Origin of the sequence: Modestobacter sp. I12A-02662, assembly GCF_041028325.1 — a bacterium.
GTDB lineage: Bacteria > Actinomycetota > Actinomycetes > Mycobacteriales > Geodermatophilaceae > Modestobacter.
In genome coordinates this window covers 82,564-106,539 of the sequence record NZ_JABGDE010000015.1, presented here as the reverse complement: position 1 = coordinate 106,539, position 23,976 = coordinate 82,564, and the positions used below count along the sequence as shown (strand labels likewise).

Annotated in this window: 21 protein-coding genes; 12 read left to right on the top strand and 9 right to left on the bottom strand. The window is 76.5% G+C overall.

Annotation, left to right across the window (positions count from 1 at the left end; translation table 11 throughout):
- Window positions 1-25: 25 nt before the first annotated feature.
- The gene (locus HL189_RS20520; RefSeq protein ID WP_369135582.1) at window positions 26-877 is read left to right on the top strand and encodes a RecB family exonuclease; all 852 of its coding nucleotides are present in this window, start codon (window positions 26-28) and stop codon (window positions 875-877) included.
- Window position 878: 1 nt separating this feature from the next.
- Here HL189_RS20520 and HL189_RS20515 read toward each other — a convergent pair whose 3' ends face one another.
- Together HL189_RS20515 and HL189_RS20510 are read right to left on the bottom strand one after the other, a co-directional pair.
- On the bottom strand, window positions 879-1,295 hold the full coding sequence (locus HL189_RS20515; RefSeq protein ID WP_369135581.1) for a hypothetical protein: 417 nt from the start codon (window positions 1,293-1,295) through the stop codon (window positions 879-881).
- Between the two features lie 254 nt (window positions 1,296-1,549).
- Complete coding sequence (locus tag HL189_RS20510) at window positions 1,550-2,176, bottom strand: LysE/ArgO family amino acid transporter (RefSeq protein ID WP_369135580.1); 627 nt, start codon at window positions 2,174-2,176, stop codon at window positions 1,550-1,552.
- Between the two features lie 76 nt (window positions 2,177-2,252).
- Between HL189_RS20510 and HL189_RS20505 the strand changes: the two genes are divergently transcribed.
- Window positions 2,253-3,134 (top strand): LysR family transcriptional regulator ArgP, encoded by an 882-nt coding sequence (locus HL189_RS20505; protein ID WP_369135579.1) that lies wholly within the window; start codon window positions 2,253-2,255, stop codon window positions 3,132-3,134.
- 63 nt (window positions 3,135-3,197) lie between these two features.
- Here HL189_RS20505 and HL189_RS20500 read toward each other — a convergent pair whose 3' ends face one another.
- The 4 genes from HL189_RS20500 to HL189_RS20485 all read right to left on the bottom strand — a co-directional run bounded on the left by HL189_RS20500 (window position 3,198) and on the right by HL189_RS20485 (window position 8,165).
- Entirely contained in the window at window positions 3,198-4,070 is an 873-nt protein-coding gene (locus tag HL189_RS20500; RefSeq protein WP_369135578.1) for an oxygenase MpaB family protein, read from the bottom strand.
- A complete protein-coding gene (locus HL189_RS20495) occupies window positions 4,067-4,984 on the bottom strand; it encodes an alpha/beta fold hydrolase (protein ID WP_369135577.1) in 918 nt (305 codons plus the stop codon). The genes HL189_RS20500 and HL189_RS20495 overlap by 4 nt, the downstream gene beginning before the upstream one ends.
- A gap of 110 nt (window positions 4,985-5,094) precedes the next feature.
- On the bottom strand, window positions 5,095-6,315 hold the full coding sequence (locus HL189_RS20490; RefSeq protein WP_369135576.1) for a PQQ-binding-like beta-propeller repeat protein: 1,221 nt from the start codon (window positions 6,313-6,315) through the stop codon (window positions 5,095-5,097).
- Complete coding sequence (locus tag HL189_RS20485) at window positions 6,315-8,165, bottom strand: DEAD/DEAH box helicase (protein ID WP_369135575.1); 1,851 nt, start codon at window positions 8,163-8,165, stop codon at window positions 6,315-6,317. The genes HL189_RS20490 and HL189_RS20485 overlap by 1 nt, the downstream gene beginning before the upstream one ends.
- Window positions 8,166-8,329: 164 nt before the next feature.
- Between HL189_RS20485 and HL189_RS20480 the strand changes: the two genes are divergently transcribed.
- On the top strand, window positions 8,330-8,980 hold the full coding sequence (locus HL189_RS20480; RefSeq protein ID WP_369135574.1) for a ferritin-like fold-containing protein: 651 nt from the start codon (window positions 8,330-8,332) through the stop codon (window positions 8,978-8,980).
- 84 nt (window positions 8,981-9,064) lie between these two features.
- Here HL189_RS20480 and HL189_RS20475 read toward each other — a convergent pair whose 3' ends face one another.
- Both HL189_RS20475 and HL189_RS20470 read right to left on the bottom strand, forming a co-directional pair.
- Complete coding sequence (locus tag HL189_RS20475; protein ID WP_369135573.1) at window positions 9,065-9,295, bottom strand: DUF3107 domain-containing protein; 231 nt, start codon at window positions 9,293-9,295, stop codon at window positions 9,065-9,067.
- A 102-nt stretch (window positions 9,296-9,397) separates the two neighbouring features.
- Entirely contained in the window at window positions 9,398-10,048 is a 651-nt protein-coding gene (locus HL189_RS20470) for a TetR/AcrR family transcriptional regulator (RefSeq protein ID WP_369135572.1), read from the bottom strand.
- A 98-nt stretch (window positions 10,049-10,146) separates the two neighbouring features.
- On the opposite strand from HL189_RS20470, the gene HL189_RS20465 reads away from it, so the two are divergent.
- The 5 genes from HL189_RS20465 (at window position 10,147) to HL189_RS20445 (ending at window position 15,695) form a co-directional block, all read left to right on the top strand.
- Window positions 10,147-11,181, top strand: coding sequence for an alpha/beta fold hydrolase (locus HL189_RS20465; RefSeq protein WP_369135571.1), 1,035 nt, complete (start codon window positions 10,147-10,149; stop codon window positions 11,179-11,181).
- A gap of 193 nt (window positions 11,182-11,374) precedes the next feature.
- A complete protein-coding gene (locus HL189_RS20460; RefSeq protein WP_369135570.1) occupies window positions 11,375-12,268 on the top strand; it encodes a DUF3152 domain-containing protein in 894 nt (297 codons plus the stop codon).
- An 81-nt stretch (window positions 12,269-12,349) separates the two neighbouring features.
- Window positions 12,350-13,753, top strand: a complete 1,404-nt coding sequence (locus HL189_RS20455) for a hypothetical protein (protein WP_369135569.1) — start codon at window positions 12,350-12,352, stop codon at window positions 13,751-13,753.
- A gap of 121 nt (window positions 13,754-13,874) precedes the next feature.
- On the top strand, window positions 13,875-15,035 hold the full coding sequence (moeZ, locus tag HL189_RS20450; RefSeq protein WP_369135568.1) for an adenylyltransferase/sulfurtransferase MoeZ: 1,161 nt from the start codon (window positions 13,875-13,877) through the stop codon (window positions 15,033-15,035).
- A 72-nt stretch (window positions 15,036-15,107) separates the two neighbouring features.
- Entirely contained in the window at window positions 15,108-15,695 is a 588-nt protein-coding gene (locus HL189_RS20445) for a TIGR03086 family metal-binding protein (RefSeq protein ID WP_369135567.1), read from the top strand.
- Window positions 15,696-15,779: 84 nt separating this feature from the next.
- Here HL189_RS20445 and HL189_RS20440 read toward each other — a convergent pair whose 3' ends face one another.
- Window positions 15,780-16,073 carry a hypothetical protein gene (locus tag HL189_RS20440; RefSeq protein WP_369135566.1) on the bottom strand — a complete coding sequence of 98 codons (294 nt, stop codon included), beginning with the start codon at window positions 16,071-16,073 and terminating at the stop codon, window positions 15,780-15,782.
- A 99-nt stretch (window positions 16,074-16,172) separates the two neighbouring features.
- Here HL189_RS20440 and HL189_RS20435 point away from each other — a divergent pair, with 99 nt between their 5' ends.
- From HL189_RS20435 to HL189_RS20420, 4 genes are all read left to right on the top strand, one after another.
- Complete coding sequence (locus tag HL189_RS20435) at window positions 16,173-16,937, top strand: hypothetical protein (RefSeq protein WP_369135565.1); 765 nt, start codon at window positions 16,173-16,175, stop codon at window positions 16,935-16,937.
- A gap of 16 nt (window positions 16,938-16,953) precedes the next feature.
- Window positions 16,954-17,277: an MGMT family protein gene (locus HL189_RS20430; protein WP_369135564.1), complete on the top strand. Its 324-nt coding sequence runs from the start codon at window positions 16,954-16,956 to the stop codon at window positions 17,275-17,277.
- A 90-nt stretch (window positions 17,278-17,367) separates the two neighbouring features.
- The gene (locus tag HL189_RS20425; protein WP_369135563.1) at window positions 17,368-20,592 is read left to right on the top strand and encodes an ATP-dependent helicase; all 3,225 of its coding nucleotides are present in this window, start codon (window positions 17,368-17,370) and stop codon (window positions 20,590-20,592) included.
- Window positions 20,593-20,665: 73 nt separating this feature from the next.
- The gene (locus tag HL189_RS20420; RefSeq protein WP_369135562.1) at window positions 20,666-23,962 is read left to right on the top strand and encodes an ATP-dependent helicase; all 3,297 of its coding nucleotides are present in this window, start codon (window positions 20,666-20,668) and stop codon (window positions 23,960-23,962) included.
- Window positions 23,963-23,976 lie beyond the last annotated feature (14 nt).

The window sequence follows — 23,976 nt, the reverse complement described above, 5'->3', positions numbered from 1 at the left end:
TGACCTGCGTGGGGGAGAGCCGGCGATGAGCGCCCAGCTGGAGATGCCCGGCATGCCGCGGCGGCTGTTCCCGTGCACGCCGAGCAAGCTGGCCACCTTCGCCGACTGCCCGCGCCGCTACCGGTTCGCCTACGTCGACCGGCCCGCTCCGCCCAAGGGTCCGCCGTGGGCGCACAACACGGTGGGCGCCGCGGTGCACGGGGCGCTGCGCTCGTGGTGGGAGCTCGCGGTGCCGCGGCGCACCACGGCCGCGGCCCGGCAGCTGCTGTACGGCGCCTGGTCGCAGACCGGCTTCCGCGACGAGGAGCAGTCGCAGCGGTGGCGGGCGCGGGCGGCCACCTGGCTCACCGACTACGTGGCCGGGCTCGACCCCATCGACGAGCCGGTGGGCACCGAGCGCACCGTCGGGACGACGACCGAGCGGCTGGCCCTCTCCGGCCGCGTCGACCGGATCGACCGCCGCGGCGACGAGCTGGTGGTCGTGGACTACAAGACCGGCCGCGTCCCCTCCACCGACGACGAGGCCCGCGGGTCGCCCGCGCTGGCCGCCTACGTGCTGGGCGTCCGCCGCACCCTCCGCCGGCCGTGCAACCGGGTCGAGCTGCACCACCTGCCCAGCGGCACGGTGGCCGCCTTCGAGCACACCGACCGCTCGCTCGCCAACCACGTGCGGCGCGCCGAGGACATCGCCGCCGACATCGCGGCAGCCACCGAGGCGGTGGCGGCGGGGCAGAGCCCGGACGACGCCTTCCCGGCGGTCCCCGGCCGGCAGTGCAGCTGGTGCGACTTCCGGCCCAGCTGCCCGGTCGGCCAGGCGGCGGCGCCGGCCCGGGAGACGTGGAGCTTCCTGCCCGAGGAGCCCGCCGCCGACGGGTGAGTCAGGTCGGCCGGGAGGCCCCGGGGACGTCGGTGTAGCGGGCGGTCAGCACCTCGAGCAGGTGGCCGTGGCCGCGGGAGTGCAGCCGCCGTCCGGTGCCGTCGGCGTTCACCTCGCCGACCTCCCCGGGCCGGCGACCGGGCGGGTCGGCCTGGTAGGGCGTGCCGTCGGCGTCGAACCGGGCTTTGACCCGGTCGAAGTGCTGCTCGGGGACGAGGAAGGCGTAGTGCTGCGGCTCGGCGGGCGCCGGGGCGGCGGCGAAGTTCAGCACGACGAGGTCATCGAGCTGGACGGACTGGAAGAACCCGTTCTCCCAGGGCTCCCGGAGTCCGAGCAGGTCGACGAACCAGCGGACGGCGGCGTCGCGGTCGGCGACGCCGATGATCATGTTGTGCAGGGCAGCGGTGGTACCGGGCACGAGCGGACTCCTGAGGGCAGGCAGAGGGCGCCGGCGAGGACGTGGCCGCCGGCGGGCCGGAGCAGGACGGGTCAGCCGCACGCGCGGCGGCCGGGTCGAGGAGGTGCTGCTCGGGAGGGCGGCCCGCGGGGCCACCCGACGCTCACGCGCGGGCCGGGCGTCCGATCCGTGCACGGTGCGAGGCCGACCCGGCAGTCATGGCGGAGGCCAGCGGCGCGGACGGCGCCCGGGCAACGGGCCGGCTCCGGACCGCATCAGCCGCCGCGGACGCCCCGGATCGCCAGGGAGACGGCCAGCGACACCATGACGACGGCGATCACTGCGTCCAGCACCCGCCAGGCGGCCGGCCGGGCGAACACCGGCCGCAGCAGGCGCGCGCCGTACCCGAGCCCGATGAACCAGACGGCGCTGCCCAGTGCGGCGCCGCCGGCGAACCACCAGCGCCGGCCCTCCCAGGTGCTGGCCAGCGAGCCGAGCAGCACCACGGTGTCCAGGTAGACGTGCGGGTTGAGCCAGGTCAGCGCCAGGCACGTGGTCACCGTGACCAGGAGCCCGGCCCGGCGGCCGGCTTCCTCGGTGACCAGCGTCGCCGGCCGAACCGCCCGCCGGGCGGCCATCAGCCCGTACGCCAGCAGGAACGCCGCTCCGCCGAAGCAGACGGCCGTGAGCAGCTCGGGCGCTCGGCTGATCAGGGCCCCCGCGCCCGCCGTCCCTGCGGCGATCAGCAGCACGTCGGAGACCAGGCAGACCCCGACGACGGCCGCCACGTGCTCGACCCGCAGTCCCTGGCGCAGCACGAAGGCGTTCTGGGCGCCGATCGCCACGATCAGCGACAGGCCGAGGCCGAGCCCGGAGACGGCGGCGAGGAGGGCGGGGGACACGCAGACGAAGCTAACCGCCGTCGTCCGTCATCACCGCTCATCTCCCTGAAGCACCTGAAGCAGCTCTAATGGTGCGGTGGACCTCGACCTCGGTCAGCTGCGTGCCCTCGAGGCGACCGTCACCGCCGGCTCCCTCGACGGCGCCGCCCGCGCCCTGCACGTGACCCCGAGCGCGGTCAGCCAGCGGCTCAAGGCACTGGAGACGGCGACCGGCCGGGTGCTGCTGGTGCGGAGCAAGCCGGTGCGGGTGACCGAGTCCGGGCAGGCTGTGCTGCGGCTGGCCCGCCAGATCGCCCTGCTGGCCGCCGACGCCGCCCGGGAGCTGGTCGGCGAGGAGCGGATCACGCTGCCGATCGCGGTGAACGCCGACTCGATGGCCACCTGGGTGCTGCCCGCCCTCGCCCCGCTGGCCGGTGAGCTGGCCTTCGACCTGCACCGCGAGGACCAGGAGCGCACCGCCGCCCTGCTGCGCGACGGGCGGGTGATGGCCGCGGTCACCGCGGATGCCGAGCCGGTGCCCGGCTGCGCGGTGACCCGGCTGGGCGGCATGCGGTACCGGCCGATGGCGACCGCCGCCGCCGCGGACCGCTGGTTCCCCGACGGGGTCACGGTCGCCGCGCTGGCCCGGGCGCCGGTCGTCGTGTTCGACCGCGCCGACGACCTGCAGCACCGCTACCTGCGGCAACGCGGGGTGGACCCGGCCGCGCCGCCGCTGCACCTCGTGCCGGCGTCCGCGGACTACGTCAGCGCGGTGCGGCTGGGGTTCGGCTGGGGGATGGTGCCCGCGCAGCAGGAACCGGCCGGGGAGCTCGTCGACCTCGACCCGGACGGCGCGGTCGACGTCGTCCTGTACTGGCAGCAGTGGAAGCTGCGCACCCCGTCTCTGGACCGCGTCGCCGACGCGGTGCTCGCCGCGGCCCGCGACGCGCTCGACCATGATGCGCCCGGCAGGTCGTGACAGCGGCCCTGTCCAGGGGCCCGCCCTGAGCTTGCGGAGGGTGGGGGAGGACGGGGTCCTTCATCAGGCGGTGACCGGGACGGCCCCGGCGGTGCGCTCCCGGGCAGCGCGCACGATCGGCGACTCCCGCACCCGGCCCGGGATCGCGAGCGCCGCCTGGCGGAACGCCCGCAGCGCTGCGGTGGCCGCGCGGTCGGTGAGACCGAATCCGGGCAGCCCGTACAGCTGGCGGGCCCAGCGGGGCAGCGTGACGACGCCCAGGGTGGCCAGCGTGCTCCAGGCCGGGCGGGCCGGGGTGAGCAGCTGCACCCAGCGGGGCATCGGCGGGACGACGACGAACCGCGACGCGTTCCGCGCCGCCGGGGTGACCGCCAGCTGCGGGCGCACCCGCGCCAGGTAGGCGTCGAGCTCGGCCACGGTCGCCGGGACGTCGGCCTCGACGCAGCCGATCAGCACCGCGGCGGTCACCTGTTCGGCCAGGTAGCGGTCGGCGTCCGCGTCGGTCAGCGGGACCCCGGCCCGGCGCGCCACCGACAGCATCGACTCGACCTCGCAGCAGTGCACCCACAGCAGCAGGTCGGCGTCGTCCACCCGGTAGGCGCGGCCGGTGGTCTCCTCGACGGCCGACTTGTCCCGGTGCAGGCCGCGCACGCGGCGGACCGCCCGCAGCGCGTCCCGGCGGGTGCCGAAGGTCACCGTGGCGACGTACTCGGCGGTGCGGGTCAACCGGGCCCACGGCTCGGCGGTGAAGGCAGCGGAGAACTGGTGCACGCCGTCCATCGCGACCGGGTGCAGCGCCTGCAGCAGCAGGGCGCGGATGCCGGCGACGGAGAAGGCCGGGTCGGCGTGGATGCGCCAGCTGACGCTGCCCGGGCCGAAGAAGCCGAGCAGGTCCTGCTCGGCGGTGAAGTCGCGGATGGACGGGGTGGGCTTCACCGGAGGACGCCGCCCGGCGGCCGGGCCGGGACCGCGGCCCAGAAGTCCAGCAGCACCTGCAGCGTCCGCGCGGGGTTCTCGATCGCGGGGGAGTGGACCGCCCGCGGGATCACCTCGTGCCGGGCGCCGAGCCGGGTGGCCATGTCCGCCTGGACGGCCGGGGTCCACGCGTCGTCGGCGACCCCGTGCGCCACCAGCACCGGCACCCCGGTGGCGGCGAGCTCGGCGACGCGGTCCGGCTCGGTGAGCATCGCGTCGGCCATGCCGCGCAGGCCGGCCTCGCTGTTGGCGAGGAACCGGCGGGTGAGGAACTCGCGGGTCGGGGCCGGCACCGCCTGCGCCCGCGGGTCGGTCATCGCGAGCTGCTCCAGCGTCTGGCTGACCAGCTGGACGCCGCCGGCGTCCAGCAGGGGGGAGAGGTGGTCGAGCAGCTGCCGGCGCGGGCCGGTGAGCCGAGCGGGGCCGCTGCCCAGCAGGGTCAGCGAGTCGAACAGCGCCGGCTCGGCGAGGACCGCGCCGCGGGCGACGATGCCCCCGAAGCTGTGCCCGAGCAGGTGCAGCGGGCCGGCACCGCCCTCGCGGAGCCGCCGGCCGAGGGCGACCAGGTCGGCCGCGAGCTCGGTGACGGAGTAGGCGGCCGGGTCGTCCGGGCCGGGGGACTCGTACTGGCCGCGCTGGTCGATCGCCACCGCCCGCAGCCCGGCGTCGACCAGCGGGGACAGCAGCGGGGCGAAGTCCTCCTTGCTGCCGGTGAACCCGGCGACCAGCAGGACCGTGGCCCCCTCGGCGCGGCCGGTGTCGAGCGCGGCCAGCTCACCCGCGCCGCCGGGGAAGGTGACCCGGACCGCGTCGTGCGTGGCCAGCTGGCGGAGGTCGTCGGGGGCGGCGTGTTCGGAGCCTCCAGGCAGGACCATGACCAGAGTCTGCCTCGCGATCGGCGGCCGTGCCGCCATCCCTGCGGTGCGGCCACCCTTCAGGGGCCCGCGCCGAGCTTGCGAGGTGTGGGGGGAAGGGTGGTCCTTCCTCACCGCAGGCCGAGCACCTGGTCCGACGTCGCGTAGACCACGACCGGCCCGAGCAGGGCGGTGCGGCCCCCGGCCGGCAGTGTCCCGGCAGCGGCGGAGCGGTCCCGCTCGCTGCCGTCGGCCACGGACCGGCGGACGAGCGCGCCGTCCTCGGGGACGACGACGGTGTCGTCCTCGCCGAGCGCCGGCAGACCCGTGGCCGGCACCGACCAGCGCGGCCGGCCGGTCTCCTGGTCCAGCGCCCACGCGGTGCCGCGGGCCCACAGCAGCGTCACGTCCCCGACCTCTGCCTGCTGCAGCGGCTCGGAGCGGACGTCGTCCCCGGCGGCGAGCGCGGGCAGGGGCAGCGGCTCGCGCAGGGTGCCGTCGTCGGGGTCGATCACGTGCACGGTGTCGCCGACGACGACGTCCACGAGGCGGCCGACCCCGGCCAGGCGCGCGGTGCGGCCCTCGGTGTCCAGGTCCCGGGTCCAGATGACGGTGCCCCCGAACCCGTCGAGCAGCTGCACCTGCAGCGGCGTGGAGCCCTCGCAGCGCTGGAGCACCACCACGCCGGAGCTGCCCACGTCGGCGCCGACGAAGCGGCAGCCGGTCGCCGGGGCGTACCGCCAGCGGGTGTTGTTGCCGGTCGGGTCGATCGTGACGATCCCGGTCGGGCTGGCGGCCAGCAGGATCTGCGTGGTGCTGGCCAGGTCGACGTCCGTGCGGAACCGGACGTTGCGGTACCAGTCCCGTTCCCCGGTGGTCGCGGTCAGCGCGACCGCCTCGTTGCACCGGCCGGTGGTGCGGAACACGGCGATCACCACGCCGTCGACGGCGGTGGCGTCGCACAGCGTGGCGTTGGACCGGCGGTAGTGCCAGGCCTCGGTACCGGTCCCGGCGTCGAGCATCGCCACCCCGTGCTCGTCGGTCACCAGCACCCGGCCGCCCTCGACGACCCGGCGGGGCCCGTCGGTGGTGCTCGCCGTCCAGGCCGGCGCGAGCTCGTCGGCCGGCGCCGCGTCGGGCACGGTGGGCGCTGCTGCCGTTGTGGTGGAGGTGGCGACGACGTCGGAGGTGCGCCACAGCACGACGGCGACGGCGGCCACCACGAGGGTGACCGCCGTCCAGACCCAGATCCGCAGCGGGGGGCGCCGCAGCCGGGTGACCCGCTGGAACGGCCTGCCTTCAGGGGCCCGCCCCGAGCGGAGCGAGGGGCGGGGGGAAGGCAGGTCCTTCATCAGGCGGCGGACTCGGAGCCCCCGCCGCTGCGCTTGGCACCGCCGCGCCGCCGGCGCCGACGGCGGGGCGCGCCGTCCTCGCCGCCCTCGGAGGCGGCGGTCTCGACGGGCGCGGTCTCGACGGGCGCGGTCGCGGCGTCGGCCCCCGTGGGTGCCGCACCGGCCTCGGCGGCGGCGCCACCTCCGCGGGTCCGCCGGCGGGGCCGGCTCTTGCTCGGGCCGGCCGACGGCTCGGCGTCCTCCCGGCCGGGGCCGGCGTGCTGGTCGGCGCGGCCGGCCGGCCGGTGCTTGCGCCCGGTCTCGCCCAGGTCCTCGACCACCTCGGCGTCCAGGCCCTCGCGGGTGCGCTGGGCGCGGGGGAGCCGACCGGTCGCCGTCGTCGGCACGTCCAGGTCGGTGTAGACCCACGGCGAGGTGGAGTAGGTCTCCGGCGGGTCGGCGAAGTCCAGCTCCAGCGCCTTGTTGATCAGCTGCCAGCGGGGGATGTCGTCCCAGTCGACCAGGGTGACCGCGATGCCGGTGGAGCCGGCGCGGCCGGTGCGGCCGATCCGGTGCACGTAGGTCTTCTCGTCCTCCGGGCACTGGTAGTTCACGACGTGGCTGACGCCGGTGACGTCGATGCCGCGGGCGGCGACGTCGGTGGCGACCAGGACGTCGACCTTGCCGCTGCGGAAGGCGCGCAGCGCCTGCTCGCGAGCGCCCTGACCGAGGTCGCCGTGCACGGCGGCCGCGGCGAAACCGCGCTCGACGAGGTCGTCGGCGACCTTCTGCGCGGTCCGCTTGGTCCGGCAGAAGACCATGACCAGGCCGCGGTCGCGGGACTGCAGCACCCGGGAGAGCAGCTCGGGCTTGTCCAGGTTGTGCGCCCGGTAGATGAACTGCGTGGTCTGCGGGACCGTGGAGCCCTCGTCGTTGCCGTGCGCCCGGATGTGCGTCGGCTGGGTCATGAAGGACCGGGACAGGGTGACGATCGGGCCGGGCATCGTCGCGGAGAACAGCATGGTCTGCCGCTTGTCCGGGACCATCGCCAGGATCCGCTCGATGTCGGGCAGGAAGCCGAGGTCGAGCATCTCGTCGGCCTCGTCGAGGACGAGGACCTTGACCTTGCCCAGGACCAGGTGGCCCTGCTGCGCGAGGTCGAGCAACCGGCCGGGGGTGCCGACGACGATCTCGACGCCGGACTGCAGCGACTGCACCTGCGGTTCGAACGCCCGGCCACCGTAGATCGCCTGCACGCGGATGCCGCGCTTGGCGCCGGCCGCGGCCAGGTCGCGGGAGACCTGCACGCACAGCTCACGGGTGGGGACGACGACCAGCGCCTGCGGGACGCCGTCGCCGCCCTCGGCCGCCGGGACGACCCGCTGCAGCATCGGGACGCCGAAGCCCAGGGTCTTGCCGGTGCCGGTGCGCGCCTGGCCGATCAGGTCGTGGCCGGCCAGCGCCAGCGGGAGGGTGAGCTCCTGGATGGCGAAGGTGCGGGTGATCCCGACCTCGGCCAGCGCGGCGACGATGTCGGGGTGCACGTCGAAGTCGGTGAACAGCGGGCTGTCGCTGGCCACGGGGGCGCCGCCCAGCTGCTCGACCGTCGACTCCAGCTCCTCGGGAGCGGGTGCGCCGGTCTCGGCGTGGTCCAGCTCGGGAGCCGCGGTGGGGGTGTTCTCGGTGGAGGTCAGTTCTCTCGCCTCAGGTCTGATGGGGGACCGTCCGCGTCGCCGTGCGGCCCGTCGTCGGGGCGCCCGGCGACGCTCGCCGGTCCCGGTCGGTTCCGGGATGTCGATCCAGCGCCGACGCGGCCAGTCGACCGGGCGTCGAGTGCAGACTGCCCGGGAGAGCTCCGGGTGGAGCGTCATCCGGCGGCCATCAGCGCACATCGGGTTGCACAAGGTGGAACGAGCCGAGCGGCTGTCCCATTCCATCGTAGCCCGCGGCTCCCGTTAGCCTGCCTCCGCTGCCCGCTCGACACCCCGGAACACCACCCGAGGGGAGGGCCGGCCGGTCCGGAGGGGGAGTGCACGTGGGCGAGGTCGACCAGAAGGCGGTCGTGGAACTGCTGGGGGTCCTGTCCTACGCGGAGCTGACCGCGTTCGACCGGCTCGCCGAGGACGCCCGGATGGCCCCGACGATCCAGGGCCGGGCCGCCGTCGCCCGGATGGCGGCCCGCGAGGTCGCCCACCACGACCGGCTCACCGCGCGGCTGGTCGAGCTCGGCGTGGACCCGACGGAGGCGATGGCCCCGTTCGTGTCCGCGCTGGACGCCTTCCACGACGGCACCCATGCCAGCACCTGGCTCGAGGGGCTGGTGAAGGCCTACGTCGGCGACGGGCTGGCGGCGGACTTCTACCGCGAGGTCGCCGCGTTCCTGCCCCAGCCGGACCGGGCGCTGGTCGAGGAGGTGCTCGCCGACACCGGGCACGCGGAGTTCGCCGTCCGGGAGGTGCGGGCGGCCATCGCCGCGGACCCGGCGGTCGGCTGGCGGCTGGCCCTGTGGGCGCGCCGGCTGGTCGGTGAGGCGCTCACCCAGTCGCAGGCGGTGATCGCCGAGCACGAGCAGCTCGCCGACCTGATCATGACCGGCACCGGCAGCATGGCCGGGGTCGGTGAGCTGCTGCAGCGGCTCACCACCGCGCACGGCCTGCGGATGCGGGCGCTCGGCCTGAACCCCTGAAGAACGGCCCCGGTGCCCCCGCGCTCGGCGCGGGCCCTGCACCGGGGCCGTTCCTACAGGTCGGGTCGGGCGCGCCTCCGGCGCTCAGCCGGCGATGAAGCCGACCCGGCGCTGGTCGGCCTCGGCGATCTCGACGTAGGCGATCTTCTCCGTGGGCACGACGATCCGGCGGCCGCGCTCGTCGACCAGGGTCAACAGGCCGTCCTTCGCCGACGTCATCGCCCGGGAGACCTCCGCCGCGATCTCCTCGGGGCTCTGCGGGCTGTCGATGACCAGCTCACGGGGCGAGTGTTGGACACCGATCTTGACTTCCACGTGCAGATGCCTCCTCAGGTCTGGCTGCTGCCGACCACGCTAGTCCAGGCGCTGCGGGCCAGCCGTCCCGGCGCATGCGCCGACAGCGAACGGGGAGGGCGCTCAGTCCGCCTCGACGTCGTCCCGGCGCGGGAACCGGGAGATGCCCCGCCAGGCCAGCGTCGACATCAGCGACACCGCCTCCTCCCGGGACAGCGTGCCCCGGTGCGCGATCCGCCACCGCGCACTGCTCTCGAACAGGCCGGTCAGGCCCGAGGCCAGCAGCAGCGCGCGCTCCTGGTCGGCGCCGGTGTCCGCGGCGATGACCTCGGCGATGGCCTCGGTGCACGCCCGCGTGCCCCGGTCGACGACCTCCCGCACCTCGGCGTCGTTGCGCAGGTCGGACTCGAAGACCAGCCGGAACGCCTCGCCGTCGGCGTCGATGAACGCGAAGTAGGCGCCCACCGCCGCGTTGACCCGGGCCCGGTTGTCGTCGGTGCCGGCCATCGCCTGGCGCACCCGGTCGGTGAGCTCCTCGACCTGCTGCTCCAGCAGCGCCAGGTACAGCTCCCGCTTGCCCGGGAAGTGCTGGTAGAGCACCGGCTTGCTGACCCCGGCGCGGTCGGCGATGTCGTCCATGGCCGCCGCGTGGAAGCCCTGCGCGACGAAGACGTCCTGGGCCGCCTGCAGCAGCTGCACGCGGCGCGCGCCCCGCGGCAGGCGGGTCGTCCGGCGCGGGGCCGGCGGCGCGGGGACGGGGCGGCTGGGCTGCATGGCCCGGGGATCTTACGGCGGCCGGTCCGGCTGGTGCGGATCAGCCGGACCGCCCTCCTCCGGGCGGGTGCGAGCGGCGGTGTCCTACCGTCGGTCAGGTGACCGACGCACGGCTGTCCACGACACCACTCCCACGGGTGGGGGCCCCGGGTGCGCCCATCCCGCCGTGGCCCGGGCAGATGGTGCCGGTGTCGGGGGGTGGTGAGGTCCTGGTCCGCTGCACCCCCTGGCGGGGGCCGGTGGACGCCGCGCAGCCGGCGGACGACCCGCCCCACGAGCGCGCGCTCTACGTGCACGGGCTCGGTGGCGCGTCGACGAACTGGACCGACCTGGCCGCGCTGCTCGCCGTCCGCTTCGACGGCTACGCGCTCGACCTGCCCGGTTTCGGGAGGTCCGCGCCCACGGCGCGGGACTACTCCATGCGTCGCCACGTCGAGGCGGTCGTCGACGTCCTGGAGTGGATCGTCGCCCGTCCCGGCCCCGGTCAGGGGCGGCCGGTGCACCTGCTCGGCAACAGCCTGGGTGGGCTGGTGAGCGTCTGGGTCGCCGCCCGCCGGCCCGACCTGGTCGCCACCCTCACGCTCATCTCGCCGGCGATGCCGGTCTACCGGGTGCCACCGGCCTTCGACCGGGCGATCACCCTGGTGCTGCTGCCGGGTGTGCCCGCCCTCGCGGAGCGGCGGATCACCGGGGTCAGCCCGGAGCAGCGGGTCCGCGGGCTGCTGCAGATGTGCTTCGGCGACCCGGGGCGGGTGCCCAAGGAGCGTTACGAGGAGGCGGTCGAGGAGCTGCGCCAGTACGACGCCCAGCCGTGGGCCGGGCAGGCGCTGACCCGCAGCCTCCGGGGCCTGATGACCTCCTACCTGCGCCTGGGCCGGGCCAACGCCTGGCGGATGGCCCGCTCGGTCCGCGCGCCCACGCTGGTGGTGTGGGGCGACCGGGACAAGCTCGTCGACCCGGGGCTGGCCGAGCGGCTGGTCGGGGTGCTGCCGCACGCCCGCCTGCAGATGCAGCAGGGCGTGGGGCACCTCGCGATGCTCGAGGCGCCGGAGGCCACCGCCCGGGCGGTCCTCGCGCTCGCCGAGGACGCCGCGGCGCCCGTCGCGGCAGGCCAGGCGGCGGCGCGCGGGTGAGCCGCGGCCGACACGGGCCCGGTGCCCGGGTGGCTGCGCCGCCCAGGCACCGCCGCGTGAGAGCCTGACCGCGATGACCAGGCCGGACCACCCGGACCGGTCCGCCGGACCGCCCGTGCGGACGCCTGCCGGGACACCTCGCGCGACGGGACCACTGGGCCCGTACGCGCGTCGTGCCGTGCCGCCCGGTGCCGTGCCCCACCGTCCGCCACCCCGGCTCGCGCCGCGGGACCGGTACGGGCCGGCCACCGGGCCGTTGCCCCGCCCCGCACCTCGCCGCCGGCGGGTCGCCGAGCCGGAGGGCTGGGTCCGGCGCTTCGTCCGCCGGCACGGCTGGCGGGCCTACGCCCTCCCGCTGCTGACCGTCGCCACCCTGCTGACCGTCGTCGACGTGGCCGCCACCGCCGACGGCGGGTCCGTTCGGGCGTTGCCCGCCGACGGCACGGCCACGGCCGCCGCCCCGGCCGCCTCCGGCACGCCCGTGCCGCCGCCGGCCGAGGGGGAGGGGCTGCCCACCGCCGCCCTGCCCAGCGCGGCACCGGCCACGTTCGTCGAGCAGGGCGCCGGCACCGTCACCGTCGTGGACGGCGCCTCCGCGGTGTACGGCAGCGGGCCGCTGCAGAAGTTCGTCGTCGAGGTGGAGGACGGCATCGGCGTGGACGCCGCCGGCTTCGCCGCGGCGGTCGAGGCCACTCTCGGGGACGGCCGGTCCTGGGGGCACGGCGGCGCGATGTCCTTCCAGCGGGTGGGCGCCGCGGAGGCCGCCGCGGGCGACTACGCCTTCCGGGTCAGCCTGATCAGCCCGGGCAGCATGGAGAGGTACTGCCCGGGCGTCGGCACCGGCGGGTACACGTCCTGCCGCTACGGCGAGCGGGCGGTCATCAACCTGGCCCGGTGGGAGACCGCCGTCCCCGACTACGCCGGGGACGTGGCGACCTACCGGCAGTACGTCGTCAACCACGAGGTCGGGCACGCCCTGGGCGAGGGGCACCAGCAGTGCCCGGGGGCCGGCCAGGTGGCGCCGGTCATGCAGCAGCAGACGCTCGGGCTGGACGGCTGCGCCAAGAACGCCTGGCCGTTCCCGTGAGCTGGCCGTTCCCGTGAGCTGGCCGTTCCCGTGAGCCGGCCGTTCCCGTGAGCCGGCCGTTCGCGACCCGCGGAGGTGGCCGTGTTCGGCCGACGTGAGCTGGACCCCCTGCGACTGCGCTTCGAGGAGGTCCACCGCCACCGGCCGCGCTCGGTGCTCTCGCCGTTCGTCGCCGTCGACGAAGCGCACCCGGAGGCCCCGCGCGACGGCGGGCTCCGGCTGCTCGGGTCCGGACCGGTGGCGCCCTTCTGCGCAGTCGTGCTCGACCTCGGCCCGCAGGGGGTCGGCGACGGGCTGGTCGCCGGGCTCTCCGGGACCGCCGGGTCCGTGCTCGCCCGGTGGGACGCCGCGGCCGGGGAGGTCCGGATCGAGGTCACCGAGCCGGACGGCGTCACCGTGGCCGGGACGGCAGCGCTGTACCCGGAGCCGGCCGGGCAGGTCGCCGTCGTCGTCAACGAGAACCAGGTCACCGTCCTGGCCGCCTCCGCCGGGGAGGAGCTGCGCCCGCTGCTCACCTCCCGCGACCCGGTCCGCGCGGCGCTGGACCTGCGGGACCCCGCGGTCCTGGGCGGCCTGCAGTACGCGTGGGGGGCCGGCAGCAGCGCGGCCGGGGTCCGCCGGGTCCGGGCCGGGCTGTCCGGCCCGGCGGGGGTGCGGGACCCGCAGGTCGTGCGCCGGCCGGACGGGACGCCGTACGTCGTGGACGGTCGCCTGTACCTCACCCTGACCAGCGCCGGTCTCGGCTTCTTCCAGCAGGCCCACTGGGGCGTCTGGACGCTGGACCTCGCCGACCCCGCCCGGCTCGAGCAGGTCGGCGCGCTGTTCTCCGCTCGCGACGGGCTGGTGCTCGGCGACCACGCCGGGCACCTGGTGGTCGACGAGCCGGCCGGCCGGACGATCGTCGTGGTCTCCTCCTGGGGCGACCACGACACCACGGTGGGCGTGCACGTGCGGCACACCACCACCGGGGAGGACCTGCTCACCGGCGTGCACGTGCTCGAGACGGAGCGACTCGACGTGCCGACCGAGGTCAGCGCCTGGGACCCGTCGCTGGCCCTGGTCGACGGGCGCTGGCACCTGGCGTTCGTGGAGTGCGTCACGTTCACGCCCCGCTACACCTTCCACCCCGCGCTGGCCGTCGCGACCGGGCCGGACTACGCCGACGGCCTGCGCCTGGTCGCCGCGGACACCGCGCTCGAGCAGACCGAGGGCAGCATGCTGACGCCGATCGGCGCGCGGTGGTACGTGCTCGCCAGCGACGGGGACGCCCGCCGGTACCCGGTCTACGACCTGCGGATGCGCCGGCTGGGCGACCTGGACGCGCCCTACGGGACCAACATCCCGCACCCCGCGGTGGTCCGGGCAGGGGAGGGACGCCGGGCACCCTGGTGGATGGTCACCTTCGACGGGACGGCGTGGCACGAGGACGTGCTCGGCTACGGCACCCACGGCGACGTCGTGGTGATGGCCGCCCGTCCGCGTTGAGTGGCCGCCGGTCACGACCCGCACGGCGGAATGCGGAGGGCGTGCCAGGCTGTTGAGCACCTCAGGACGCCGGCTCCCGGGCCGGCCCGCCCTGACGACACAGCCCGATGAGGAGCGCCCCGTGCAGTTGCCACCCCTGGTGGAGCCCGCTGAGGACCTGTCGATCGACGAGGTCCGCCGCTACAGCCGCCACCTGATCATCCCCGACGTCGGTATGGACGGGCAGAAGCGGCTCAAGAACGCCAAGGTGCTCGCCGTCGGCGCGGGCGGCCTCGGCTCCCCGGTGCTGATGTACCTGGCCGCGGCCGGCGTGGGCACCCTGGGCATCGTCGAGTTCGACGTCGTCGACGAGTCGAACCTGCAGCGCCAGATCATCCACGGCCAGTCCGACGTGGGCCGGTCCAAGGCCGAGAGCGCGCGCGACTCGATCAAGGAGATCAACCCGAACATCGACGTCCGGCTGCACGAGACGCGGCTGGACAGCGAGAACGTCCTGGACATCTTCAGCCAGTACGACCTGATCGTCGACGGCACCGACAACTTCGCGACCCGCTACCTGGTCAACGACGCCGCGGTGCTGCTCGGCAAGCCCTACGTCTGGGGCTCGATCTACCGGTTCGACGGCCAGGTGTCGGTCTTCTGGGACGAGCACGGTCCCAACTACCGCGACCTGTACCCGGTCCCGCCGCCGCCCGGCATGGTGCCGAGCTGCGCGGAGGGCGGCGTCCTCGGCGTGCTCTGCGCGACCGTCGGCGCGATCCAGGCCACCGAGGCGATCAAGCTGATCACCGGCGTCGGCGAGACGCTGCTCGGCCGGCTGATGGTCTACGACGCCCTGGAGATGACCTTCCGCACGATCAAGGTGCGCAAGGACCCGGAGGCGGAGCCGATCACCGAGCTCATCGACTACGAGACCTTCTGCGGCGTCGTCTCCGACGAGGCGCAGCAGGCCGCGGCGGGCGCGACGATCACCGTCGACGAGCTCAAGGACATGCTGGACGCCGGAAAGGACTTCGACCTCATCGACGTCCGCGAGCCGAACGAGTACGAGATCGTCTCCATCCCCGGCGCTCGGCTGATCCCCAAGGACGAGATCCTCTCCGGCCGGGCGCTGGCGCAGCTGCCGAACGACAAGCCGATCGTGCTGCACTGCAAGACCGGGGTGCGCTCCGCCGAGGTGCTCGCCGCGGTGAAGAACGCCGGCTTCCGGGACGCCGTGCACGTCCAGGGTGGCGTCACGGCCTGGGCGACGCGGATCGACAAGACCCTGCCCACTTACTGATCGCAGCGCACCACCCGTCGGGGCCCGGCACGCCACTGCGCGTGCCGGGCCCCGGCGCGTTCTACTGACCGCATGCCCGACGCGAGCCACGCCGACCTGCTGCTGCTCTTCCAACGGGCCCAGGCGCAGTTCACCGACCGGGTGGACGCCGTGGCGCCGAGGGAGTGGGACGCCCCGGCGCTGCCCGCGTGGAGCGTCACCGACCTCGTCGCGCATCTGACCAGCGAGCAGCTGTGGGTGCCGCCGCTGCTGGCGGGGGAGTCGCCGGACGCCGTCGCCCCGCGCATCCCGACCGACCCCGCGGAGCTGCTGGGCGGCGATCCGCTCGCCGCCTGGGAGACCGCGGCCGACGCCGCCCTGACCGCGTGGGCGTCGCTGGCCGCGCTGGACCGCAGCGTCCAGCTCTCCGGCGGGCCGGCGCCGGCGGCGGACTACCTCGTCGAGATGACCGCCGACCTCACCGTGCACGCCTGGGACCTGGCCCGCGCGATCGGCGGGGTGACCCAGCTGGACCCCGAGCTGGTCACGGCGGCCGGCCGGTACGCGGAGGAGCGGCTGGGCGACGACGGCGTCCCCGGGCTGATCGACCCACCGGTGCCGGTGCCCCCCGGAGCCGACCCGCAGACCCGGCTGCTGGCCCGGTTCGGCCGGCGGGCCTGAGCGCCGGACCCCCGCGTCCGCGTCCGGCCGAACCGTCGCCCCGACCCCCTAGGCTGCCTCCCCGGCAGTGCACGGCAGAGAGGGTCACCGATGAGCCAGCCACCCCAGGGGCAGGTCCCCACCGGACCGGACGACCGGTCCTCGTCCGGCGGCCAGCCGGGCCAGGGCGGTGGCTGGGAGCAGCCGTCCGGTCCGCCTGCGCAGCACCCGCAGCCAGGTCCTCCTCCCCAGCAGCCAGGCCCGGGCGGCTGGGGCCAGCCGGGGGGGCAGCAGCCGGGCTGGGGCCCGCCGCCGGGCCAGCCCGGCCCGGGCGGGAGCTGGGGTCAGCCCGCCGGGCAGCAGCCGCCGCCGGGTGGCTGGGGCCAGCCGCCGGGGCACCCGAGCCCGGGCGGGAGCTGGGGTCAGCCCGCCGGACAGCAGCCGCCGCCGGGTGGCTGGGGCCAGCCGCCGGTGCCGGGCGGGCCGCCGCCCACCCAGGTGTTCGGGATCCCCGGCCAGCCGCCGCAGCCCGGCGTGACCGGCTGGGGCGGCCCGGGAGGCCCGGGTGGCCCCGGCGCTCCGGGTGCGGCCGGCGGGGGCGGCGGGAAGCGCACCGGGGTGATCGCGCTGATCGCCGGCCTCGTGGTCCTCGCCGTCGTGGCCGCCGTGCTGCTCTTCACGCTGGGCGGCGACCCGGAGGAGGACGCGGCCGCCGGGAGCGCTACGAGTGCACCTCCGTCGTCGTCGCCGAGCACGCCGTCCGGCAGCTCGGGCGGCGGGTTCACCGCCGCTCCGCCGCCGGCCGGCTCGGGTGGCGACGGCGACGAGGAGTTCGTCGCCACCCTCCCGCTCGACTTCACCGACTGCGCCGAGGTGCCGCTGGCCGGGGACGGCGACATCGCCGCGGCCTCCTGCGGCGCGGCGCTGACCCAGCCCGGCCCGGCGCAGGCCGACTTCTACCTGTACCCGGACAAGGCCACGCTGGACGACGTCTTCGCCACCGACGTGGCCGGCCTGGGCACCCCGGAGCTGCCGGCCGACGGCGACTGCGCGACCGCGATGGGCTCCGGCGAGTGGACCTACCCGGACGGCAGCGTGGGCGGCCAGGTGGTCTGCGCGGTCACCGAGGACGGCAACGCGCTCATCGCCTGGACCGACGACGAGTTCCTCACCGAGGGCGTGGTGCGGTCGCCGGGCAGCACCCAGGAGGACGTCGCCGCGCTGTACGAGTGGTGGACGGACAACTCCGACTACCAGGGCTGAGCGCGGGAGGACGCCGGTGCGGGCACCCGGACCGGCGGACCGGTCGGCGGAGGACGTCGACGAGGCCGTCTTCGACGCGGTCGAGAGGATCCCGCCGGGCCGGGTGAGCACCTACGGCGCGATCGGACGGCTCGTCGGGGTGGGGCCCCGGCGGGTCGCCCGCGCGCTGTCCGGGGGCGGCGGCGCGGCGGTGCCGTGGCACCGCGTCGTGCGGGCGGACGGGACGGCGGCCGAGCCGGTCCGGGTCCGCCAGCTCGCGCTGCTGGCCGGCGAGGGCGTGCCGCTGCGGGGGTCCCGGGTGGACCTGGCCGCGGTCGGCTGGCCCGACGAGCGGTGGTGAAGGACCCCGTCCTCCCCTCCGCTCGCGAGCTCGCTGGGCAACCGGGACGGAGCCGACGGAACTGTCGGCACCCCGTGGTGTCATCGAGGGGTGCGGGGGCAGACGAGACAGCTGACCGACGACGCGGCACCGGTCTACCGGTTGGTCCAGCCGGCGGCCGTTCCGCTCGTGCGGCCGCGCCTCGACCCGACCCAGCAGGCCGTGGTCGGGCACCCCGGCGGCCCGCTCCTGGTGCTCGCCGGCCCGGGCACCGGCAAGACGACGACGATCGTCGAGGCGGTCGCCGCCCGGATCGACGACGGCGTCGACCCCGAGCGGATGCTCGTCCTCACCTTCAGCCGCAAGGCCGCCGTCGAGCTGCGCACCCGCATCACCGCGCGGGTCGCCCGCACCATCCGCGAGCCGGTGGCCCGCACCTTCCACTCCTACGCGTTCGGCGTCCTCCGCCGCGCCGCGGTGCTGCGCGGCGAGCCGCCCCCCCGGCTGCTCACCGCCGCCGAGCAGGACGCCGTGGTCGCCGAGCTGCTGCGCGGCGACGCCGACGAGGACGGCGCGGTGCGGTGGCCCGGCGGGCTCGCGGCCGCCCTCGGCACCGACGGGTTCCGCGACGAGCTGCGCGAGCTGCTGCTGCGGGCCACCGAACGGGGGATCGGCAGCGTCCAGCTGGCCGAGTGGGGCCGGGCCCGCGGGCTCCCGCACTGGGAGGCCGCCGCCGCGTTCGCCGACCAGTACGCCGGCGTCACCGCCTTCACCACCGCGGCGCGCGGCGGCGCGAGCGGCTACGACCCCGCCGAGCTGGTCCGCGCGGCGATCGACGAGCTGCGCGACGACCCGGCGCTGCTGCGCGACGAGCGAGCCCGGGCCGGCTGGCTGTTCGTCGACGAGTACCAGGACACCGACCCGGCGCAGGTCGAGCTGGTGGAGCTGCTGGCTGGCGGCGGGGGCAACCTCGTCGCCGTCGGCGACCCCGACCAGGCCATCTACGCGTTCCGCGGCGCCGAGCCCCGGGGGATCACCGACTTCCCCACCCGGTTCCGGCACCGCGACGGCCGTCCCGCCGACCAGGTGTCCCTCGGCGTCTGCCGCCGCTCGGGCGCGGAGCTGCTGGCCGTCAGCCGGCGGGTGGCCGAGCGGCTGCCCGGCCCGCGGCAGCACCGCCGGCTCACCCCCGGGGAGGGCATCGACCCGGGTACGGCGGAGGTGCACGTCTTCGACTCGCCGTCCATGGAGGCCGCGTTCCTCGCCGACACGATGCGCCGCGCGCACCTGCTCGACGGGGTGCCGTGGTCGAAGATGGCGGTCGTCGTGCGCTCGGCCACCGCGAGCCTGGGCCCGGTCCGGCGGGCGCTGACCCAGGCCGGGGTGCCGGTCGCGGTCAACGCCGACGACGTCGCGCTCGCCGCCCAGCCGGCGGTCCAGCCCTTCCTCGCCGCCGTGGGCGCGCTGCTGCCGGCCGCGCCGGGCCCGGACGGCGTCGCCGGTGAGACCGGGCTGGACGAGCCGGGAGCCGAGGCGCTGCTCGCCTCCCCGCTCGGCGGTGCCACCGTGCTGGACCTGCGGCGGCTGCGCCGCGCCGCGCGCCGCGCGATGGCCGCCCGCGGCGAGGACCCGGCTGGGCGCGGCGCGCCGCTGGCCGCGGTCCTCTTCGACGCGACCCTGCTCGACGCGCTGCCCGAGCACGTGGCCCGCGCGGCGCACCGGGTGGCCCGGGTGCTGGCCGCCGGCCGGGTGAGCCTGGCCGGGGGAGGGTCGGCCGAGGACGTGCTGTGGGCGATGTGGCAGGCCAGCGGGCTGGCCGGCCGCTGGGCGCGGGCCAGCGCGGCGGGCGGTCCGTCCGGTGCGGTGGCCGACCGCGACCTGGACGCCGTCGTCGCGCTGTTCGACGCCGCGGCCGGGTTCGTCGACCGGCTGCCGCACGCGGGTGTGGCCGCCTTCGTGCAGCACCTGGTCGCCCAGCAGCTGCCCGGTGACAGCGGCGCCGCCCGCGCACCGGCCGGCGAGTCGGTCCGGCTGCTCACCGCGCACGCCTCCAAGGGCCTGGAGTGGGACCTGGTCTGCGTCGCCGGCGTGCAGGAGGGCGTGTGGCCGGACCTGCGCACCCGGGCCAGCCTGCTCGGTGCCGAGGACCTCGTGGAGGCGGCCGGGGGCACGGACCCGGCCACCCTCGACCGCCGCACGCTGGCGCTGGCCGAGGAGCGACGGCTGTTCTACGTCGCCTGCACCCGGGCCCGCCGCCGGCTGCTCGTCACCGCCGTCGACGGCGCGCTGGAGGGCGGGGACGCCGGTGCGACGGCGTCCCGCTTCCTGGACCTGGTCGCCCCGCCGCCACCCGGCGCCGAGGGCACCCGGCCGCACACGCCGCTGCCCCGGCAGCTCACCCTGCCCGCGCTGGTGGCCGAGCTGCGCCGGCAGCTCACCGATCCGCACACCCCGGCCCCGCGCCGGGCGAGCGCCGCCGCGGTGCTGCGCCGGCTGGCCGACGAGCGGGTCCCCGGTGCCGACCCGGCGGGCTGGTGGGGCCTGGCCGCGCTCTCCGACGACGCGCCCCTCGTCGACCCGGATGCCGTCGTCCCGGTGCGGCCCTCGGCGATCGACACCTTCCAGCGCTGCCCGCTGCGCTGGGTGCTGGGCTCCGTGGGCGCCGAGGCGGCGCCGGAGGCCACCCGCACCGTCGGCTCCGCGGTGCACGACGTCGCGCAGCAGGTGGCCGAGGGGCTGCCGCCGGCCGAGGCGGCCGCGGTGCTCGACACCGAGCTGGACGGCCTCGACCTCGGCCCGGGGTGGTTCGACCAGCGCCAGCGGCAGCGCGCGCAGGAGATGCTGGCGAAGTTCGTCGCCTGGCACACCCGCGGTGATCGCGAGCTGATCGCCGCCGAGGAGGACTTCGACGTGGTCGTCGGCCGGGCGCGGCTGCGCGGCCAGGTCGACCGGCTGGAGCGCGACGCCGACGGCCGGCTGGTCGTCGTCGACCTGAAGACCGGCAAGACGCCGCCGCGCACCGTCGAGGAGCACGGCCAGCTCGCGGCCTACCAGGTGGCGGTGGCCGAGGGCGCCTTCACCGAGCACGGCACCGTGCCCGGCGGCGCCGCGCTGCTCCAGGTCGGCGGAGCCCAGAAGGCGGCCAAGGAGCACCACCAGCCGCCGTTGCCGGCCGACGTCGAACCCCGTGAGACCTGGGCCGGCCGGCTGATCGCCGAGGTCGGTGAGGGGATGGGCGGCGGCAGCTTCGCCGCGCGCACCGACACCGACTGCGAGCGCTGCGCGTTCCGGCGCAGCTGCCCGATGCAGGAGTCCGGCCGGCAGGTGACCAGGTGACCGAGCTCGCGAGGTCGCCCAGGAGCCGAGCACGCCGCGGCGCGGCGCCGACGAGCGCCAACGAGGAGGCGTCGTGACGCAGCTGAGTTTCGACCTGCCCGGGCTGGAACCGGCGGGGCGGCCGGAGGTGCCGCGGCTGCTCACGCCGGCCGAGGTCGCCACCCGCTGCGGGCTGACGTACGCGCCGTCCGCGGAGCAGGCCGGCGTGGTGTCCGCGCCGGTCGACCGGCCGCTCGTGGTCGTCGCCGGCGCCGGCTCCGGCAAGACCGAGACGATGGCCGCCCGGGTTGCCTGGCTGGTCGCCAACCAGCTGGTCGCCCCGGAGGCCGTGCTCGGGCTCACCTTCACCCGCAAGGCGGCCAGCGAGCTGAACGCGCGGGTCCGGCTGCGGCTGGGCGCGCTGGCCGACCACCCGCAGACGGACCCCGCGTTGCGGGAGCGGCTGGCCGTCGCCGCGCCCACGGTCGCCACCTACCACGGCTACGCGGCGAGCATCGTCGCCGAGCACGGTCTGCGGATCGGCGTCGAGCCCGGCGCGGGCGTGCTCGGACCGGCGATGTGCTGGGGCCAGGCGGCCACCGTCGTCGCCGCCCACACCGGCGACATGGCCGACGTCAACCTCGGACTGGTCACCACCACCGAGGACGTCCTGCAGCTCGCCGCCGAGCTGGGCGAGCACGACGTGAGCCCGGCCGCCCTGCGCGCCTGGACCACCCGCTTCGAGCAGCGGCTGCGCGGCTACCCCGACGCCCCCAAGAAGCGCGGCCCCTACGCCGATGTGCTGAAGATGCTCGGCCGTCAGCGGGCCCGCGCCGCGCTGCTGCCGATGGTCGAGGCGTTCGAGGCGCGCAAGCGCGCGGCCGGCGCGATCGACTACGCCGATCAGGTCGCCTTCGCCGCCCGGGTGGCGGTCAGCTCCCCGGAGGTCGGCCGCCGGGAGCGGGCCCGGTGGCGGGTCGTGCTCCTGGACGAGTACCAGGACACCAGCGTCGGGCAGCTGCGCATGCTGGAGGCGCTGTTCGGCGGCCCGGGCGCGCACCCGGTGCTCGCCGTCGGCGACCCCCGCCAGTCGATCTACGGGTGGCGCGGCGCCTCGGCCGGCACGATCGAGCGCTTCGCCCGGACCTTCCCGGGCACCCCCGACCGGCCGGCGGAGCGGCTGACCCTGTCCACCAGCTGGCGCAACGACCGCGCCGTGCTCGCCGTGGCCAACGCCGTGGCCGCCGCGCTGCCGGAGCCGGAGCAGCCGCTGCCGGACCTGACGCCCTCGCCGGTGGCCGGTCCCGGGGCGGTGCGCGTCGGGCTCCACGAGACCGTGGCCGAGGAGACCGCCGCGCTGGCCGACCGGCTCGCGGAGTGCTGGACGGGTACCGCTGCGAACGGGCACCGCCCGACCATCGCGGTGCTGGCCCGTCGCCGCGCGCAGCTCCCCGGCATCGCGGCCGCCCTCCGCGAGCGCGGGCTGCCGGTGGAGGTCGTCGGGCTCGGTGGCCTGCTCGACGTCCCTGAGGTGTCCGACGTCGTGGCCACCCTGCGGGTGCTCGTCGACCCCAGCGCCGGTGACGCGCTGGGCCGGCTGCTCACCGGCGCCCGGTGGCGGATCGGCCCCCGCGACCTGGCCGCGCTCGAGTCCCGCTCACGGGCGCTGGTCAAGGAGCGCTCCTCGGCCCGCCCCGCACCGGACGGCGGAGCGGACGCGCCCACCCCCGAGCTCCCTCGGGAGCGCGGCAGCATCGTCGAGGCGCTGGACGACCTCGGCCGGCCCGAGGCCTACTCGCCCGAGGGGTACCGGCGGCTGCGCCGGCTGGGCGCGGAGCTCGGCTCGCTGCGCGGCCGGCTGGGGGAGTCGCTGCCCGACCTCGTCGACGAGGTGGTGCGCGCCCTCGGGCTGGAGACGGAGCTGGCCAGCCACCCCGACGTGACGCCCGGCGGCGCGCGCACCCACCTGGACGCCCTGCACGAGGTCGCCGCGGAGTTCGCCGAGCTGGCCGAGCTGCCCTCGCTGCCGGCGTTCCTCGGCTACCTCGCCGACGCCGAGGTCCGCGAGCGGGGCCTCGAGCCCGGCGAGGTGGCGGTGAACAAGGAGGCGGTGCAGCTGCTGACCGGGCACTCCGCCAAGGGCCTGGAGTGGGACGTCGTCGCCGTGCCCGGCATGACCAGGGACCAGTTCCCGGCGAGGTCCGACGCCTCCGACTCCTGGATCCGCGACCCCGGCGCCGTCCCGGTCGACCTGCGCCTCACCGACCGCGCCGAGCTGCCGCGGCTGCACCTGCCGGTGCCCGGCTCCGGGGACCAGGCCGCGGTCCGCGACGCGCTGGAGGAGTACGTCGCCGAGTGGAAGGACTTCGGCCTGGCCGAGGAGATCCGGCTGGGCTACGTCGCGGTCACCCGCGCCAAGCACCTGCTGCTGTGCTCGGGCAGCTGGTGGCGGGACGGCAAGACCGCCTGCGGCCCCTCGTCCCTGCTCCTGGCGGTCAAGGACGCGGTCGAGGCCGGTGCGGGGGTGGTCGACGCCTGGGCGCCGCCGCCGGCCGACGACGCCGAGAACCCCGCGCTGGCCGAGTGGCCGGTCGGGACCTGGCCGGCCGACCCGCTGTCCTCCGGCCGCCGGCGGGCCCTGTCCGCGGCCGCCGAGCTGGTGGCCGTCTCGCAGCCGCACCCGCTCACCGACGAGGCGCTGCGCGCCACCGACGACCCCCTGGTGGCCGACTGGCTGCGCGACGCCGACCTGCTGCTGCGCGAGCGCGCCGAGGCGGGCCGCGGCGTGGTCGACGTGCCGCTGCCGCCGCACCTGTCGGTGTCCGCGCTCGTGGCGCTGCGCCGCGACCCGGGCGAGCTCGCCCGCCGGCTCCGCCGGCCGATGCCCGCCGCCCCGGCGCCGCTGGCCCGCCGGGGAACGGCGTTCCACGCGTGGCTCGAGGAGCGGTTCGGTACGTCCCGGCTGATCGACCTCGACGAGCTCCCCGGCTCCGGCGACGCGGAGGCGGCCCCCGACGAGGCGTTCACGGCCCTTCAGGAGGCCTTCCTCGCCAGCGAGTGGGCCGACCGCCAGCCGGTCGACGTGGAGGCGCCGTTCGAGACGCCGCTGGGTCCCCTGACCCTGCGGGGGCGGATCGACGCGGTGTTCGCCGACGGGCAGGGCGGCTTCGAGGTCATCGACTGGAAGACCGGCCCCGTCCCCGGCCCGGCCGAGCTGGCCGCGGCCGGGGTGCAGCTGGCCGCCTACCGGCTCGGCTGGTCCCGGCTGACCGGGGTGCCGGTCGAGCGGGTCAGCGCCGGCTTCCACCACGTCGCGGCCAACCGGACGCTGCGCCCGGTCGACCTGCTCGACGAGGCGGGCCTGCTGGCCCTGGTCACCGGCGCCGGCTGACCGGCCCGACGTCC

Bases quoted from the DNA above. Each gene is read 5' to 3' on its own strand.
- HL189_RS20520 (WP_369135582.1), top strand. From the start codon at position 26: ATGAGCGCCCAGCTGGAGATGCCCGGCATGCCGCGGCGGCTGTTCCCG.
- HL189_RS20495 (WP_369135577.1), bottom strand. From the start codon at position 4,984: ATGGTCCTGCCTGGAGGCTCCGAACACGCCGCCCCCGACGACCTCCGC.
- HL189_RS20490 (WP_369135576.1), bottom strand. From the start codon at position 6,315: ATGAAGGACCTGCCTTCCCCCCGCCCCTCGCTCCGCTCGGGGCGGGCC.
- HL189_RS20485 (WP_369135575.1), bottom strand. From the start codon at position 8,165: ATGACGCTCCACCCGGAGCTCTCCCGGGCAGTCTGCACTCGACGCCCG.
- HL189_RS20470 (WP_369135572.1), bottom strand. From the start codon at position 10,048: ATGCAGCCCAGCCGCCCCGTCCCCGCGCCGCCGGCCCCGCGCCGGACG.
- HL189_RS20445 (WP_369135567.1), top strand. From the start codon at position 15,108: ATGCCCGACGCGAGCCACGCCGACCTGCTGCTGCTCTTCCAACGGGCC.